At 52.7% G+C, this 15,904-nt stretch carries 19 protein-coding genes; 14 read left to right on the top strand and 5 right to left on the bottom strand.

The features are described from left to right. Positions 1-163 precede the first annotated feature (163 nt). A complete protein-coding gene (locus DWV16_RS03020) occupies positions 164-439 on the top strand; it encodes an HPr family phosphocarrier protein (RefSeq protein WP_158572762.1) in 276 nt (91 codons plus the stop codon). A gap of 53 nt (positions 440-492) precedes the next feature. Continuing rightward, positions 493-906: a hypothetical protein gene (locus DWV16_RS03015; protein WP_066459335.1), complete on the top strand. Its 414-nt coding sequence runs from the start codon at positions 493-495 to the stop codon at positions 904-906. A 77-nt stretch (positions 907-983) separates the two neighbouring features. On the opposite strand, the gene DWV16_RS03010 is transcribed toward DWV16_RS03015, so the two are convergent. Genes DWV16_RS03010 through DWV16_RS02995 form a run of 4 tightly spaced genes read right to left on the bottom strand, consistent with a single transcriptional unit; the run spans position 984 to position 3,513 of the window. Beyond that, positions 984-1,958 (bottom strand): hypothetical protein, encoded by a 975-nt coding sequence (locus DWV16_RS03010; protein WP_118477746.1) that lies wholly within the window; start codon positions 1,956-1,958, stop codon positions 984-986. After that, entirely contained in the window at positions 1,951-2,544 is a 594-nt protein-coding gene (locus tag DWV16_RS03005) for a hypothetical protein (protein ID WP_066459339.1), read from the bottom strand. The genes DWV16_RS03010 and DWV16_RS03005 overlap by 8 nt, the downstream gene beginning before the upstream one ends. Next, a complete protein-coding gene (locus DWV16_RS03000) occupies positions 2,531-3,007 on the bottom strand; it encodes a hypothetical protein (protein ID WP_066459341.1) in 477 nt (158 codons plus the stop codon). Before DWV16_RS03000 ends, DWV16_RS03005 begins: the two co-directional genes overlap by 14 nt. Beyond that, positions 3,004-3,513, bottom strand: coding sequence for an RNA polymerase sigma factor (locus DWV16_RS02995; RefSeq protein WP_066459343.1), 510 nt, complete (start codon positions 3,511-3,513; stop codon positions 3,004-3,006). Before DWV16_RS02995 ends, DWV16_RS03000 begins: the two co-directional genes overlap by 4 nt. 198 nt (positions 3,514-3,711) lie before the next feature. On the opposite strand from DWV16_RS02995, the gene DWV16_RS02990 reads away from it, so the two are divergent. The 10 genes from DWV16_RS02990 to DWV16_RS02945 all read left to right on the top strand — a co-directional run bounded on the left by DWV16_RS02990 (position 3,712) and on the right by DWV16_RS02945 (position 12,598). After that, positions 3,712-4,488, top strand: coding sequence for an HAD family hydrolase (locus tag DWV16_RS02990; RefSeq protein ID WP_158572761.1), 777 nt, complete (start codon positions 3,712-3,714; stop codon positions 4,486-4,488). Positions 4,489-4,498: 10 nt separating this feature from the next. Continuing rightward, positions 4,499-5,362, top strand: coding sequence for a radical SAM/SPASM domain-containing protein (locus DWV16_RS02985; RefSeq protein WP_118477744.1), 864 nt, complete (start codon positions 4,499-4,501; stop codon positions 5,360-5,362). Between the two features lie 19 nt (positions 5,363-5,381). Continuing rightward, entirely contained in the window at positions 5,382-6,164 is a 783-nt protein-coding gene (locus tag DWV16_RS02980; protein WP_158572760.1) for a biotin--[acetyl-CoA-carboxylase] ligase, read from the top strand. Further along, the gene (locus DWV16_RS02975; RefSeq protein WP_066459352.1) at positions 6,161-6,589 is read left to right on the top strand and encodes a DUF3842 family protein; all 429 of its coding nucleotides are present in this window, start codon (positions 6,161-6,163) and stop codon (positions 6,587-6,589) included. The genes DWV16_RS02980 and DWV16_RS02975 overlap by 4 nt, the downstream gene beginning before the upstream one ends. Before the next feature lie 170 nt (positions 6,590-6,759). After that, a complete protein-coding gene (locus DWV16_RS02970) occupies positions 6,760-7,644 on the top strand; it encodes an amino acid ABC transporter substrate-binding protein (RefSeq protein ID WP_066459357.1) in 885 nt (294 codons plus the stop codon). A 172-nt stretch (positions 7,645-7,816) separates the two neighbouring features. After that, positions 7,817-8,473: an amino acid ABC transporter permease gene (locus DWV16_RS02965; protein WP_066459359.1), complete on the top strand. Its 657-nt coding sequence runs from the start codon at positions 7,817-7,819 to the stop codon at positions 8,471-8,473. Positions 8,474-8,486: 13 nt separating this feature from the next. Beyond that, complete coding sequence (locus DWV16_RS02960; protein ID WP_066459361.1) at positions 8,487-9,236, top strand: amino acid ABC transporter ATP-binding protein; 750 nt, start codon at positions 8,487-8,489, stop codon at positions 9,234-9,236. 114 nt (positions 9,237-9,350) lie between these two features. After that, complete coding sequence (locus DWV16_RS02955) at positions 9,351-9,872, top strand: DUF4358 domain-containing protein (protein WP_066459365.1); 522 nt, start codon at positions 9,351-9,353, stop codon at positions 9,870-9,872. A gap of 152 nt (positions 9,873-10,024) precedes the next feature. Beyond that, positions 10,025-11,404, top strand: coding sequence for an MBOAT family protein (locus DWV16_RS02950; RefSeq protein WP_118477743.1), 1,380 nt, complete (start codon positions 10,025-10,027; stop codon positions 11,402-11,404). A 12-nt stretch (positions 11,405-11,416) separates the two neighbouring features. Then, positions 11,417-12,598 carry a DHHW family protein gene (locus DWV16_RS02945; RefSeq protein ID WP_079988285.1) on the top strand — a complete coding sequence of 394 codons (1,182 nt, stop codon included), beginning with the start codon at positions 11,417-11,419 and terminating at the stop codon, positions 12,596-12,598. A gap of 13 nt (positions 12,599-12,611) precedes the next feature. Here DWV16_RS02945 and DWV16_RS02940 read toward each other — a convergent pair whose 3' ends face one another. Next, a complete protein-coding gene (locus tag DWV16_RS02940) occupies positions 12,612-13,850 on the bottom strand; it encodes a prenyltransferase/squalene oxidase repeat-containing protein (RefSeq protein WP_118477742.1) in 1,239 nt (412 codons plus the stop codon). Between the two features lie 298 nt (positions 13,851-14,148). Here DWV16_RS02940 and hprK point away from each other — a divergent pair, with 298 nt between their 5' ends. Further along, on the top strand, positions 14,149-15,108 hold the full coding sequence (gene hprK / locus DWV16_RS02935) for an HPr(Ser) kinase/phosphatase (RefSeq protein WP_066459375.1): 960 nt from the start codon (positions 14,149-14,151) through the stop codon (positions 15,106-15,108). Positions 15,109-15,146: 38 nt separating this feature from the next. Next, positions 15,147-15,869: a phosphatase gene (locus DWV16_RS02930; RefSeq protein ID WP_066459377.1), complete on the top strand. Its 723-nt coding sequence runs from the start codon at positions 15,147-15,149 to the stop codon at positions 15,867-15,869. Positions 15,870-15,904: the final 35 nt, after the last annotated feature.

Raw genomic sequence — 15,904 nt, 5'->3', positions numbered from 1 at the left:
ATCCATTTTACGCACAAAGAGACCCAATTGCAATAAATGAGACTATAAAAGTATGAAAAACCGCGTGAATACTGAAATGCAAAGGCTGATTATTTCCTTTATATGAGGCGCAGACTAAATAAAAAAGGACAGAAAAAAAGATTGCGAAAGGAAGTATCCACATTTGATCAATGAAAATATAAAGACGACCGCTTATCTGATCCGTTCGCCGTACGACCTTTATGGACGCAATGCCCAGCGTTTTCACAGCAAGGTTCATGAACTGGGCGGCGTTATCCTCATTGGAAAACCGGAAGAAAACCGCACCTGCCGTGCGGACAGCCTGCTGGGAATTTTATCCCTCGGTGTACACAAGGGTGATACGATCGAGCTGGTGGTGCGCGCCGACAGCGGCGTGCGTGCTGCGGAAGCCCTTTGGGAGATTTCGGAATCGCTTTAAAAAGGCATATTCCGCTCTGCCCCGCAAAGGATAATGCGGGGGGTGAATGGAAGATGACCAAATTGAAAGAATATGCGGCGGTCTGTACGGTCGGTTCGATGGGCTACAGCCTGATCGAAATTGTCTGGCGTGGGTTTACCCACTGGACGATGGCCGTCACCGGAGGAATTGGTTTTCTGCTGCTCTATCTGACCAATCTGCGCATGGCCGGGAAAACATTGCTCAGCCGCTGCGCCGCTGGCTGTGCGGTGCTCACTTCGGTGGAGTTTCTCGCGGGCTGCATCGTCAATAAGCTGTTCGGCCTGCAGGTCTGGGATTATTCAAAGGAACAGGGAAACCTGATGGGGCAGGTATGCCCGTTATATGCAATCCTCTGGTTTTTGCTCTGTGTGCCGGTGATGCCGTTGGCAAATGCCATCCGGAACAGGCTGTCACCGCCGCCGGCCAGCTGTGAGATCATCACCTGAAAAAATCTTTTTGCGAAACGAAACCGGCAGGGAAAACTCCTGCCGGTTTCGTTTTGGAGAGATTGGGAAAAATGATGTTATGCGGCCAGGGAATTGTCTGGAGCGTCCATTCCTTCGGGGGAAGCTTCTGTCGCCGCGGCGACGGGTGCTTCCGAGGATACGCCACTGGAAGATTCGGTGGTTTCCGGGATGGAGGCATCGGATTGCGGTTCCATATCTTCGTATTCCTCGTCGCTGTATTCCTCTTCATCATATTCATCATAGGTGCGTACCTCGACCAGTTCGGCCAGAGCAGAAGTTTTGAGGTTCAGCTGGAACTTGTCGTGCAGGTCGAGGGAGTATGTTTCGCCGTGATTGCCGCGGTCGTTGAAGTTAATCTGCCGGATACGGTAAGCGGTATCCGGGATCTTGTCCAGGATGCTGCGGCATTCGCGGGCGAAGTCCTTTTCGTTGCTGAAGGATCCTGCCAGTGAAATGGATATATAGGCGTTTGTTTTATCGGTGAGTGCAGCAGGATCCTCTTTGTAGTTAATCCGTTCATAATAGGGAAGTTCAATATTTACGTAGAGTGAACGGATATTTCCGTTCGTCTGTAGCCGTTCGTAAAGGTCATCCTCGATCAGATCGCTCACCTGATCACGTACGCGCCAGGTGTCGGGCCCGAAGTAGTCCCAGAAGGTGGGAATCAGGGACAGCACAACTCCGCCGCAGATGAGCACAAAGCAGACAAAACCACTGAGGAAGTCATATTTAAGCTTTTCTCCCTTATGGCGGAAATATCCGATGAGGATTTCAAGGCCGAGGAAAACAAAGATGATTGGAGACAGCTTCAGAACTGTAAAAATATCGAAGGCGGGATAAAAAGTCGCAACCAGGGCAATGATTCCGGTCACGATGAGCGCAAATCCCATCGTGAGGGTGCCGATACGGCGCGTGCGTGGAAGCGGCGGATAGGAATAAGAGTCCTGCGGCGTGGGAGGGGTCTGGGCCGGGTCTTCCGGCGTCTGCGGCGCGGCCGCTTCCTGGTTGGGATCAAAATTTTCGTTATTCATGGTTTTCTCCTTTATACTCTACGAAATCAGCTTCAGCCTCCACGGGAAGCTTCTTTTTGCCGCGCACCAGATGCACGCCCAACAAGATGACCGCGACCGATACGACGGTGCTGGGAATGTTGCGGGTCAGGTAGTGCAGGATCCAGATATTCTCAATGCCGATATATTCGAAAATGGTTTCAAAAATTGGCAGAAAGAAATTGTTCAGCACCAGATAGATTCCCAAAAGGACCAGTCCCCAGCCAACCAGCAGGTGGCGTTTTTCAATAATGGCTTTCATTTTTCCGGTTTGGACGGCAATGCCATCCCCAAACAGAGAGGCCCGGACCCGCTGTGCAAACACGCGGTCGGCGGTTTCGCGCTGTTCGAGCGAGAGCCATTTGATATTGAAGGTGTCAAAAAAAGAATAGCACCAAATCACCGGTAAAAAGAAAAACAGAAAGCTGAGCTGAAAAAAGCCGGCGATACAGATCAGCCCCCAGAAGGTTCCCATAATTGCCAGGCCCTTGTTCATCATCCCCAGATACATTTCGCCTGCGCCGGGGATAAAGGCGAAGCAAAAGGTTAAAAAGCTACTTTTTCTCATCTTTGTTGATACCCCTCTCGAAAGATATGTTGTTTACAAATTCATGAAATGCTTTGGAAATATTGTCAGAAACCTCAAAGGCCTTTTCGCTGATGCTGTAGGAGTGGTCGGTCATCTGGTTAAGGAACTTGCTGTTTCCGTCGACGTCAATATTGAATACGCCGATATTCCAGAAGACAATGGCGAACGAAGCGGCCACCACTGCTGTCGAATACTTGTTGATGAAGATTTTACGCGCGCGCTGCCGCAGGCGCTGCATGACGCCGGGGGCAAGCGGTTCCGGGGAGGAAACGAGCAGGGCATCGTCCGCGAGCAGGTCGGCATATTTGGCTACGCACTGATCGCAGAACGAAAGATGTTCGGCAACTTCCAGACGCTGTAATTCATCAAGCGGTTCATCGTGGACCAGGCAGCTGAAAGCATAGTCGCTCAGATGTCCGTCTTCCAGAAAGAGATCCTTCATATCTGCGTTTCCTCCTTTAATATTTTTTGAAGCATCTGCCGGGCTCGGTAAAGCTGGGTCTGCACAGTTTTCTTGGGGCGGTCGAGCTGTTCGGAGATTTCGTCCACCGTCTGTTCCTTGAGGAAAAACAAGACGGCGACTTTGTGGTAAGGCTCCTTGAGGTTCAGGATGGTCTGCCGGATGGCGCCTTCGCCCTCGTCAGATATGTATAGTCGTTCGGGTGAGCTTTCCGAACGGAGCATATCAATTTCGCTCATATCTTCGCTGAGGCTGACGCGCCGGTTGTAAGCGCTTTTCAGATAATCCTTCGCTTTGTTGGTGGCGATACGCGCAAGCCATGCGCGCAGGTTTTGTTCCTTCACGTTGTCAATGTGCGCAAAAGCGGAAACAAAAGTGTCCTGTGCGAGATTCTGCGCCTCGTGATAGTCGCGTACCAGCTGATAACAGATGGTAAACACAAGACGCTCGTTCTCTTCCACCAGTTCTTTGAATTTTTCGTTTGTCATCTAGTCTTGCGCTCACCACCTCAACAGCCTTACGTTTATTGAAACGAACGGATCGCTTCTTTGTCTTCAAATATGATACAATAATTTTCAGAATTTGTCGATTGGTCCCAAAAGTCCAAATTGACCCGTTTTTCCCCGTATGCTATAATATTTCTTAATTGCCGCGGAGCTTATTTAATAAGGAAAGGGGACGGCCGCGTGTCGAAGCTTTTGGCATTGGATCTGGATGGAACGACTTTTGGAGAACATACCGTGCTTTCGGAAAGAAATCGTGGCTGCCTTGTAAAAACACGGGAAAATGGGACGGTCGTCTGCTTTGTTACCGGGCGAAAGAGCCTGCGCCAGATTGGCCATGTTGCGGATCTCTGTGATTATATCGTGCTCAGCAACGGCGGAACCGCACTCAAAATGCCTGGGGAAGAACTTCTCTATACGACGCTGGTCGACCCTGCCGACTTGGAAAAACTGGTTGATTTTTGTAATCGTGAGCGGATTGTTTTACATATTATGGATGAAAACTATTGGGGTGTCAACTTTTTTACCGATCAGGTGCGTGAGCAGGAAGTCCGCTACCAGAACCGGGCGGTCCTCTACCGCGCGTTCCAGGATGTCCCGCTCAAGGCGGTGGACGGTTTCGTCGCAAATGGAGATTGGCGTGTGCTGGAACGGTTTATCAGAGCGGAGAAGCTGAATCTCTGCTGTGTCGCGACGGCGAAGAACATGGTCGATATCATGCCTGCCGGGGTTAATAAATGGCAGGGCGTACAGCGTGTGGCTGAGCGTGAGGAAATTTCTCCACACGAGATCATCGCCGCCGGAAACTATTATAACGATCTTGAAATGATCATTGGCGCGGCGGTCGGCGTCGCGGTGCAGAACGCGCCGGACGACCTGAAGGCACAGGCAGATTATGTAACCCGCGCCACCAACCGCGAAGATGCGGTTGCGGAGATCATTGAAAAGTTCCTTCTATAAAGGAGAGAAGATGCAAAAGCCGTTTCGCAAAGTGTACATTGAGATCACCAACGTCTGTAATCTGAACTGCTCATTCTGCCCCGGTACCCGCCGGGAACCATGTTTTATGCGGCCGGAGGTCTTTGCGCGGGCGCTGGGGCAGGTACGGCCCTATACAGATTACATCTACCTGCATCTGATGGGGGAGCCGCTGCTGCATCCGCAGCTCATACAGTTTTTGGACATGGCGGAAAGAGTGGGATTGCGGGTAAATCTTACGACCAACGGCACATGGATTGCAAAAGCGGGCGATAGCCTGCTTTTGGCGCCGGCCCTGCGCAAGGTGGGATTTTCGTTGCACAGTTATGAAGCGAACAGGTACGACCGGCGTTTGGAAGACTATCTGGCGGATATTTTTGCGTTTGTGGACCGGGCGAAGGAACGCGGGGTCATCTGTGAGCTGCGTCTGTGGAATCAGGACGCTTCGGACAGGACCGGTGCAAACGCCCTCAATGAAACAGTCGTGCGGATGGTGAAGGATCGATTTGGGACCGAAACAGAGCGCTGCCGCCGCGGCAGTGAGAGCCTGCGCTTGCAGGAGGGTGTCTATCTGGAGTTTGCGCCGGTATTCGACTGGCCGGATGGGGAAGCCGCGCCGGGCGGCAGAGAGGTATTCTGTTTAGGCCTGCGTGACCACATTGGAATTCTGGCGGATGGAACGGTGGTGCCGTGCTGCATGGATGCGGAGGGCTCGCTTGCATTGGGAAATATTTTGGACGAACCGCTTGCGGAAATTCTGCAAAAACCACGTGCGCGCGGGATATATGAGGGCTTTTCGGCGCGCACTGCCATAGAGCCGCTTTGCAGGCGCTGTGGATATGCGCGGCGCTTTTGAAAAAGGAGTGGGGAGAACGATGGGAGAAATCACCGAACAGGAAATCCAAAAATATCTGACTGGTTCGTTCGGTAGGGAACTGGTTCTATACGATGAAATCGATTCGACGAACAATGCGGCAAAGCTGCTTGCAAAAAACGGCGCGCCGCACGGCGCGGCGGTGATCGCACGCCGGCAGACCGCGGGAAAAGGCCGACTTGGCCGGCGTTTTTATTCCCCGGCCGGAAGCGGGATCTACCTGACGGCGATCCTGCGTCCGGAAGTTTCGGTGGAACAGTCGATTTTGATCACCTCTGCGGCGGCAGTGGCAACCGCGCGCGCCATTGAGGAGGTTTCCGGGGTGCAGGTACGGATCAAATGGGTCAACGACCTTTACCTCGACGGAAAAAAGCTTTGCGGCATTCTGGCGGAATCAGCGCTGCGGCCGGAAGGCGGGCTTGCATATCTGGTGGTCGGCATCGGGGTGAACGTCACCTCCAGCGCTTTTCCGCCCGAGGTTGCGGATGTAGCGACTTCGCTCTCGGCGGGAACAGGGCGGTCAATCGACAGGAACCGTTTGATTGCCTCTGTGCTGAACCATCTCGAAGCGGTGTATGGGCAGCTTGCTTCCCGGGAATTTATGAAGGAATATCGGGAACGGTCCTGTGTGATCGGCCGGGAAGTGCGGATGATCCAGGGGGAACATGCCGAGCAGGCGACGGTATTGGACATTGACGAGGACGCGCGCCTGATTGTGCGCACGGCGGATGGAATAAAGACGGTCAGCACCGGGGAAGTAAGCCTCAGGGGGGATTTTAGATGACAGTTTATGTGATAGACGGACAGGGGGGCGGAATCGGCCGCAGCCTGATTGAACGTCTGCGCGGTGAAAAATTTGGCGCGCAGATTGTCGCGCTGGGGACGAACTCAGCGGCTGCCGCCGCAATGCGCAAAGCGGGTGCGGACGCTGGCGCGACCGGGGAGAATGCGGTTGTGCACTGCTGTGCGAAAGCGCGGGAAGAGGATCTGATCGCAGGGCCGCTCGGCATCATGATCGCAAACGCCATGTATGGGGAGATTTCGCCTGCGATGGCCCGTGCGGTCGGTGAGAGCGACGCGCATAAGATCCTGGTACCGGTGAGCAGGTGCCATGCGTCGGTGGCGGGCGCGGGGGAAAAATCCCTGAACGAATATATTGAGGACGCGGTGCGGCTGATACAATCTTTTAGGGAAGATCCCAAACGGTAAAATTTGTGTAAGAACGTGAGGAAATCGAAGGATTTACAAGAAAAAATGAGAAAGTCCCGGGAAATGCAGGATAATAGCAAATTACAAAGGTAGCAATTTACCATAATAAAGTGTAAAATGTACAAAGCGGTTACTCTTCCGCAAAACACTGAAATTATGGGAGAATGAGAATGAAAAAATTATTTGCTGCTGTTTTAGCGATTATGATGTGCGTTTCCGTTGCGGCCTGTGGCGGCAACAGTGCGGCCCCTGCTTCGAGCGCGGCGCCGGCTTCTTCCGCTGCGGAACCTGCTTCTGAGCCTGCCAGCGAACCCGCTTCCTCGGAAGCAGCGTCCGCCGCCGATACAACCCTGCCGGAAACACTGGTGGTTGGTCTGGACGCCTCTTTCCCCCCAATGGGATTTATGGATCAGAACAACAATGTCATCGGTGTGGATATCGATCTGGCCAAGGCGGTTTGCGAAAAGCTCGGTATCGGCTTTGAGGCAAAACCGATCGATTGGGATGCGAAGGACATGGAGCTTTCCTCTGACAAGATCAACTGCATCTGGAACGGTCTGACGATCACCGACGAACGTCTGGAAGCGTACGAGATGAGCCCAGCCTATATGGACAACGAGCAGGTCATCGTTGTGATGCAAGATTCCGAAATCAAGGCCAAAGCCGATCTCGCTGGCAAGACCGTCGCTGCGCAGAAGGATTCCTCCGGGCTTGAGGCGCTGCAGGGCGATGAGATCTACGCTTCGATTAAAGATGGCGTTGCCAAGGAATACGGCAACTATGTTGATGCGATGACCGACCTGGAAATTGGCCGCTGCGACGCGATTGTCATGGACTCGATCGTTGCGAACTACTACATCACCATGAATGCAAAGCCGATGGTTGTGCTGGAGGATAAGATGTCCTCCGAAGAGTACGGCATTGCTTTCAAGAAGGGCAACACCGCGCTGAAAGATGCTGTCTGGGGCGCCCTCAAGGAGCTCAAAGAAGAGGGCAAGATCGCGGAGATCTCGAACGAGTGGTTCGGCCGCGATGATATGATTATCATTGAATAAGAAAACTCTTCTGCATTTCACACAATCAAAACTGCACTCCCGCCTGTTTTTCAGGTGGGAGTGCGGGTTGTTTTATGGGGCCAATCGATTTAAAGCGGTATTTTATTAGCACCATAAAAGAACCCGCGGACAATGGACAATACAGGAAACAAAAAATTAGGAGCGTGCTTTTATGGCTTGGAGCGAAATTGTTGTTGTAACGCAGGCGCTGCTGCAGGGACTTGGGACGGTTTTGACCCTGTTCTTCGTGGTGATGATCGCCTCGATGCCGCTGGGGTTTTTGCTGACTCTGGCGTCGCGGTGCAGGTTTGCGCCGCTGCGGTGGGTGGTGAACGCTTACATCTATGTCATGCGCGGTACGCCGCTCATGCTCCAGCTTTTTTTCATCTATTATGGTTTGCCGTTCGTTTCGGACTTTTTCAAGATGGTGCTCAATTCGGCAATGGTCTGCGCGCTGCTCGGCTTCTCGCTCAACTACGCGGCCTATTTTGCGGAGATCTTTCGCGGAGGTCTGCTCGCGGTGGACAAGGGGCAATATGAGGCTTCGCAGGTACTGGGCCTCAGCCGTGTGCAGACAACGGTGCGCGTGATCCTGCCGCAGATGTTCCGCGTGGCGCTGCCCTCGATCACCAACGAATCAATCACGCTCATCAAGGACACGGCGCTGGTCTTTTCAATCTCGGTGCTGGAGATTCTCTACTACGCCAAAGCGGCCGTGACCCGCACCGGAAACGTGTTCCCATATGTGATTGCGTTCTTGATCTATCTGCTCCTAAACACCGTTCTCCAGCTGTTCTTTAACTGGCTCGAGAAAAAGCTTGATTATTGAGGAGGGCGTGCAGATGGAATTGATCCGTGTGGAAAATTTGAAAAAAGGCTTTGAAAATGTAAAGGTCCTCACCGATGTGAGCTTCACTGTCAATAAGGGTGATGTCATCGCTGTCATCGGTCCGTCAGGCGCGGGCAAAAGTACCATGCTGCGCTGTATCATCAATCTTGAAAAGATGGATGGAGGGACGGTCACGGTGGAAGGGGAGGACCTGATCCGGGATGGAGCCTACGCCACCCCTGAAAAGGTGAAAACCATTACAGCAAAGATGGGGATGGTTTTCCAAAGTTTCAACCTGTTCCCGCATCTTTCGGTGCGCAAAAACCTGACCATGCCGTTTGTGGTGGTGAAAGGCGCGACACAGGCGCAGGCCGACACGCGCGCGCAGTCTCTGCTCGAAAAAGTTGGACTCGCGGACAAGATTGATACGATGCCGGGAACCCTTTCGGGCGGGCAGAAGCAGCGGGTCGCGATCGCACGCGCGATGATGCTGAATCCCGACATCCTGCTGTTCGACGAGCCGACCTCGGCGCTCGATCCGCAGCTGACCGGCGAAGTGCTCAACGTCATGCGGCAGCTGGCACAGGAGCATGTCACGATGATTGTCGTGACCCATGAGATGTCGTTCGCGCGGGATGTCGCGAACAAGGTGCTCTTTATGTGCGACGGAGAGATTGCGGAATCCGGAACGCCGGACGAGCTCTTCAGCCATCCAAAGGATCGCCGGACAGCGGATTTCCTGGGAAAAGTATTCGAGGGATGAGTTTGGTATAATTTTTGTAAATTTTTTATATTCCTTGAAGTAAAAGCAAATATTGGGCACACTGAATAATAGCGCCCGGGAAATTTGGGCAAAATACTGCAAGGAGATTCGAAAATGAAAAAATCTGTAACATTGTTTTTGGCGGCAATCCTGTGCTTGGGGCTTTTCGCGGGCTGTGGGAAGGATACTTCCTCATCGGGCGATGGTTCGGCCCAGATGAAGGACGGCGAAAGCGTACAGACGGTTGTGGATAAGATTGTGGATGAGATTGGCATGCAGATGCCCAGCGATATCGACGACGGTATCTATAAGGATCTGTTCTACATTGATACGGCGGCCGACTGTGAGGAATACTATGGCAAGATGGCAATGACCATGACCAGCGCGGACAATGTCGTTGCAATCAAGGCGAAACCTGACAAAAAACAAACGGTTGTCGACGGGTTGACCAAACGCCTGGAGGATGTGCGCAATTCGTTCGCGCAGTACCTGCCCGACCAGAGCGAAAAGGCGCAAAAGGGTCAGGTGATCGAGAAGGGCGACTATGTATTCCTGTTGATTCTGGGCAGCGATGTGGAGAAATTTGACGCGGAGATGGAAAACGCGGTCAAAATCATCAACGAAGCGTTTGCCTAAAAGTCCGTTCATAAATTTGCACTTGTAAAAAAGGGCTGTATTTGGTAAAGTGTACTGGATAATAATTTCATGGCGGCTGCGCGGCGACCTTGCCGCACAGGCCCCATGGATTTATTCAGTACATTTTTATTTTCGACGAAGGAGCGGGTTCTGTGGTATTCAGCAGCATCCTTTTTCTGTTCCGGTTTCTGCCGGTGGCATTTTTGGCATACTACCTCACCCCGAAACGCCTGAAGAACCTCACCTTGCTGATTGCAAGCCTGGTGTTTTATTCCTGGGGCGAGGTGCGGTATTTTCCGATTATGCTTTCGGTGATCCTGGTGAACTACCTGGCGGGGCTGGGGATCGAGCGCTTCCGGGAAAGAAAGAAACTCTGCAGATCAATTCTGGTTGTTTCGCTTGTGTTCAGCCTGGGATTTCTGGCATTTTTTAAGTACACCAATTTTCTGCTGCAAAATCTGAACGGGATCTTCGGGCTGTCGATCCCGTATCTCGGCCTGACGCTTCCGCTTGGTATCAGCTTCTATACCTTCCAGATCATGACCTATACGATCGACGTCTACTTCGGTAAAATTGAAACCGAACACAACATCATTAATTTCGGCACCTTTGTGGTGTTGTTCCCGCAGCTGATCGCGGGCCCGATCGTGAAGTTTTCGGACATCAGCGCCGAGCTTAAGGATCGTACGATCACCCCCAAAATGGTGCAGGACGGCATCGCGCTGTTCATCCTGGGCCTGGGGAGCAAGGTGCTTCTGGCCAACGCGATCGGCTCGCTCTGGACCGAGGTCGAAACACTTGGCTTCACGGCGGTTTCAACGCCGCTCGCGTGGCTGGGGATCATCGCGTTCACCCTGCAGATCTACTTCGATTTTTCCGGCTATTCGCTCATGGCGATCGGAATGGGCAAGGCGCTGGGATTTACCTTCCCGCAGAACTTCAACTACCCGTACATCTCCCGCAGCATCACCGAGTTCTGGCGGCGCTGGCACATGACCCTGTCCGGGTGGTTCCGGGAATATCTCTATTTCCCGCTGGGCGGTAGCCGGGTAAAGCCGCTGCGTTCCTACTTCAACCTGTTTGTCGTCTGGTTTGCGACCGGGCTCTGGCATGGCGCGAGCTGGAACTTTGTCCTTTGGGGGCTTTACTTCTTTGTGCTGATTTCGCTGGAGCGGCTTTGGCTGAAACCGTTTCTGGACAGGCACCGGCTTTTTTCCCATGTCTATCTGCTGTTTGCGGTGGTGATGGGATGGGTGCTTTTTGCGATCACTGACATGGGCAGGCTTGGCGTTTTCGTAGGACGGCTTTTTTCGTTTGTGCCGGGCAGCGACTGGATCTTTTACCTGCGTAACTACGCGGTGATTCTCGTCCTTGGGATCGTCTTTTCGATGCCGGTGCTCAATAAGATCCGGGACAAATGCCCGAGAATCACCAAGTGGTTTGCCATCCCGTTTCTGGCTCTGGTGTTCCTGCTTTCGACGGCATATCTCGTCGATTCGTCCTACAACCCATTCTTGTATTTCCGTTTTTAAGGAGGAAGGCAGATGCAGATTTTGAAAAAATACCCGCTGCTTATTTTGTTTGCGGCTTTCCTCATCATTACAAGCATCGCGGACATGTTCGTTTCCCGCCGGGAATTCTCCGAGATGGAAAACCGCTATCTGGAGCAGCGCCCGAAGTTCAGTTTCGCACAGCTCTGGCGCAACGAATACACCCCCAAATATGAAAAATACGTCAATGACCAGTTTATTGGCCGCGACGGCTGGATCACGCTGAAGTCGGTGAGTGAATCAGCGCTCGGCAAGATCGAGAATAACGGAATTGTCTATGGCAAAGAACATCATATGTTCGAATACTACCGTACCACCGACGAGCGCAGGATCGAACTGAACACCGGTTTCATCAACAAATTTATCGGGCAGTATGGTGAGAAAACCCCCATTACCGTTTCGATTATCCCAAACTCGTATGAAATTCTTGACGACCTCATGCCGGCGGGCCTTGAGAACATCGATCAGCAGGCGGTGATTGCCAAGGTCTACAGCGAGCTGGACAGCCGTGCCAAGACGCTCGACCTGGAGCCGGTGATGCGGCGGGCCGTTGCCGAAGCGAAAAAGAATAACCCGCAGAGTTTTCCGGGAACCGAATCACAGATTTATTATCGCACAGACCACCATTGGACCACGTTGGGCGCTTACCATGCTTACCGGGCGTTTATACAGTCGCGCGGTTTGCAGGCGGTTGAACTCGGGGCTCTTGAGCCGCTTGCTTATTATGTGGATGGTTTCTATGGCAGCTATTACAGCAAATGCAAGCTCTTCTCAGCGGTGCCGGATACGATTGAGGTTTATGATATTCCGTTTGATTCCATCACCATCGACGGGGAAGAAAAGTCTACGCTGCACGATCTGTCGAAATGGACGGTGCGCGACAAGCACGCGGGATTCTTATGGGGCAATAACGGCCTCACAGTGATCAAATCGGAAAACAACCTGAACCACGCGGAAGGCGAGACCTCCCGGGTTCTGCTTATCAAGGACAGTTACGGCAATCCGTTCGCGCCGTTTTTGACCTATAGCTACGACGAAGTGTGGGTGATCGACCTGCGTTCGCTGCCGCAGAAGATGAGCGAACTGATGGAGGAAAACAGCTTCGATGACGTTCTTATTCTGTATAATTTCATGAACTACGCGAGCGACACCAACGTGGCGTTCATGACCTACTGAAAAAACCCACCGGCTATTCGCCGGTGGGTTTTTCTTCGGAGCTTTTTGGCCGATTCGTTTCTTGGCGAGATTTCGCTTCATCCTTAATAATTTCGTCAATGTCCGGAACCTGCGCTTTCATCGGGATGTGGATTTCAAAGGTTCCGGTGTCACCGCCGGCATCCCGGCTGTCTTCGGGAGCTATCTGGGATTTTTGCCGTTTTCGATCAATCATTTTTGCGAGTTTCGGGGTTATGATAACAATGAAATAAAGAATTGCAAGAATCCCGATAAATTTCAAGAAAAAGATGGTATAGGTGATAAACGGATCGGGCTGTTCCGCTTCCGGCTCTGCGTAGCCAGGATATGCGGAAGGGGACAGATACGGCGCCATGCCGTTTTGACTGGTAATCCGTGCAATGACTGCGAGCTCGGTCGCGGCAGGATTGGAGCTTTCGCCAAAATAGGATTCGTAACCACCGTCGGTATTTTCAAATAATGCGAGTGCGTCGAGCAGGTCGGCGTTGTTTTTTACAAAACGCGGGTCGTCGAGCGGCACGCCGCAGACCCGCAGCGCAATCAGCACACTTGCGGTATTTTCACAGTTTGGCTTTTTCTGCGCGGAGAAGGTTGCATTTGCATTTTGCTGGGCGGAAAGCCAGTCGATCGCCTTTTCTACGCTCGCGCTGACATAAGGAAGTTCCCGCGAGGGGGCCAGCGCGGCAATGGCCTTTGCGGTCATAAGCACATCCGGATCACGGCCGGTTGTCAAAGCAAAGCCTCCGGAACGCGTCTGGGAGGAAACAACATAATCGATCACGCCGGACGGAGCGTTGCGCGCGGACTCCGGGATTTTCTCCCCCACCGCATCGTAAGCCATCAGTGCGAAAAGCGCACCGTCCAGCCCATCCGCATAGAGATTTTCATGGGTGTACAGGCTTGAAAAGAGGTTGACTTTTTTATAGTCCTGCGGATCCTGACCGAGCTTAACCAGTGAAAGAATGCCGCGTTCCAGATCCACTGCAGAAAACCCGGAAGCAATGCCCGCGTCGAGCAAGGCATGGACCTGTTCCTGCACCTGCTGTTTCTGTGGACGCTGTCCGAGCGAATAGGCAATGGCACTGAAACTGCTTGGCGGATTCGCGTCGAGGTAATCCCAGGTTTGTTCTGGAACAGGGAACGTTTTTTGCGTCGTGTCGGCTGCCAACGCGGGAAGCGCCGCATAAACCATCAGGATGGCGCCCGTGGCAAAGGCCAGCAGTCGTCTTAACAAACAAAGATCCCCCTTCCAGATAAAAACATCAGGACATTAGTATAATACATCCAGGACAAGAATGCAACCATCCCCATGGGACTGGCGCGGCAAAAAAATAGTGTTTGAAAGAAAGCTCTATTTACGGTATAATAGCCGCAGGGCGGCCTGTTATACCAATGGCCGACGGTCTTACTCCGCACCATCAGCTGACGGCAATTTGCACAGCGGCAGATGGCGGACCTGAATGTGCGATATGGGCGGGCGCATACGGAAAAATACGGCCTGGTGACCTTAAACTGAGAGGAAAGATGCGAAAATGGCGACAAAATTTATAGTGCCCCTGCAAAAGCTGATCAAAGATTTCAACCTTGAGGTTTTATATATGCCCGAGGATGTAAGCACCATTGAAATCTCCACACCCGAGGTGAACCGTCCGGGTTTACAGCTCAGTGGCTTTTTTGATTATTTCGACAGTCAGCGCATCCAGATCCTCGGCAAAAGTGAATTTGCATTCCTCGACCGATTCAACGACGAGGAGCGAACCGCGCGTGTAAATGCCTATTTTGAGACGAAGCCGTCCGCGGTTGTCATCACCCGCAATATCGAGGTCCCTAAACGGATGATCAACGCCGCGACCAGCAACAAGGTCCCTCTTCTGCGCACCGCGGATGGCACCAGCCAGTTCATGGCAGGTCTCATCGCGGAGCTGAACGTTGAACTCGCTCCGCGTGTTACGCGTCACGGCGTACTGGTCGAGGTGTACGGTGAAGGAATCCTGCTGCTCGGTGAGAGCGGGGTCGGTAAGAGTGAAACGGCCATCGAGCTTGTCAAGCGCGGCCACCGGCTGATCGCGGACGACGCGGTTGAAATCCGCAAAGTCTCCAACAAAACGCTGGTCGGGTCCTCGCCGGAAAATATCCGCCACTTTATGGAGCTGCGCGGGGTGGGCATCATCAACGCTCGGAGGCTCTTTGGTATCGGCGCGGTCAAAATGACTGAGAAAATCAATATGGTCGTTCAGCTGGAGCTTTGGGATGCCACGAAGGTCTATGACCGTATGGGTATGAACGACGAATATATCGAGATGCTTGGCATCGAGGTGCCGTCGCTCACCATCCCGGTGAAGCCGGGACGTAATCTGGCAATTATTATCGAAGTCGCGGCGATGAACAACCGTCAGAAAAGGATGGGATACAACGCCGCGCAGGAACTGCTCGAAAAGCTCGGCATGGTTGAGCCCGACGAGATCACAGATACAGACTGGAACGCATTTTAATGACATTTTGTCATCTTAGGAAAGGAATTTGGCAGCCAATGGAAATCATTGCGGAACCCCACAGCCACACAGTGGCCTGCAGTCACGCCTACAGCACCCTTTATGAAAATGTGCAGGCGGCAAAACAAAAAGGCCTTCGATTCCTCTGCTCGACCGAGCACGGCTCGGCCATGCCGGGCGCGCCTGAGCCGCTCTACTTTGGAAACCTGAAGACGTTGCCGGACGTAATAGATGGCATCATTGTTTTGAAGGGAGCGGAAGCAAACATCCTGGATTACGAAGGCAGCCTTGATGTGAAGCCTTCGCATCTGGAGAAACTTGGCTGGGTGATCGCTTCCTACCACGACGTCACCTGCCCGCACGCGTCCATCGCGGATCACACCGCCGGATGGATCGCGGTTGCAAAAAATCCGCTGGTCGATGTGATCGGGCACTGCGGAGACGAACGGTTCCGCTTTGATTACGAAGCGGGCGTTCAGGCGTTCGCCAAATATGGAAAGATTGTGGAAATCAATGCGCACTCTTTTGATTGCAGGCCGGGGGCATCGGAAAACTGCCGGGAAATTGCACTGCTCTGCAAGAAATACCGGGTTCCGGTGGTCTGTTCGTCCGACGCGCATTTCTTCACCCACATTGGTGAAACGAAAGCTGCGGAGGAGATGCTTTGTGAGATCGATTTTCCAGAGGAGCTCATCCTGAACGCAAATTATGACCGGTTTCTCTCGGTGGCGCGGGAAAAAACCGGCAGACAGCTCGTATGATGGAGGCAAGGCTGTAATATACTAAACTGAGCGAG

This window comes from Anaerotruncus sp. AF02-27 (assembly GCF_003465835.1).
In the GTDB taxonomy this organism is placed as follows: domain Bacteria; phylum Bacillota; class Clostridia; order Oscillospirales; family Ruminococcaceae; genus Anaerotruncus; species Anaerotruncus rubiinfantis.
Note: the sequence above shows the minus strand (reverse complement) of the source record. Positions and strands in the feature narration are given on the sequence as shown.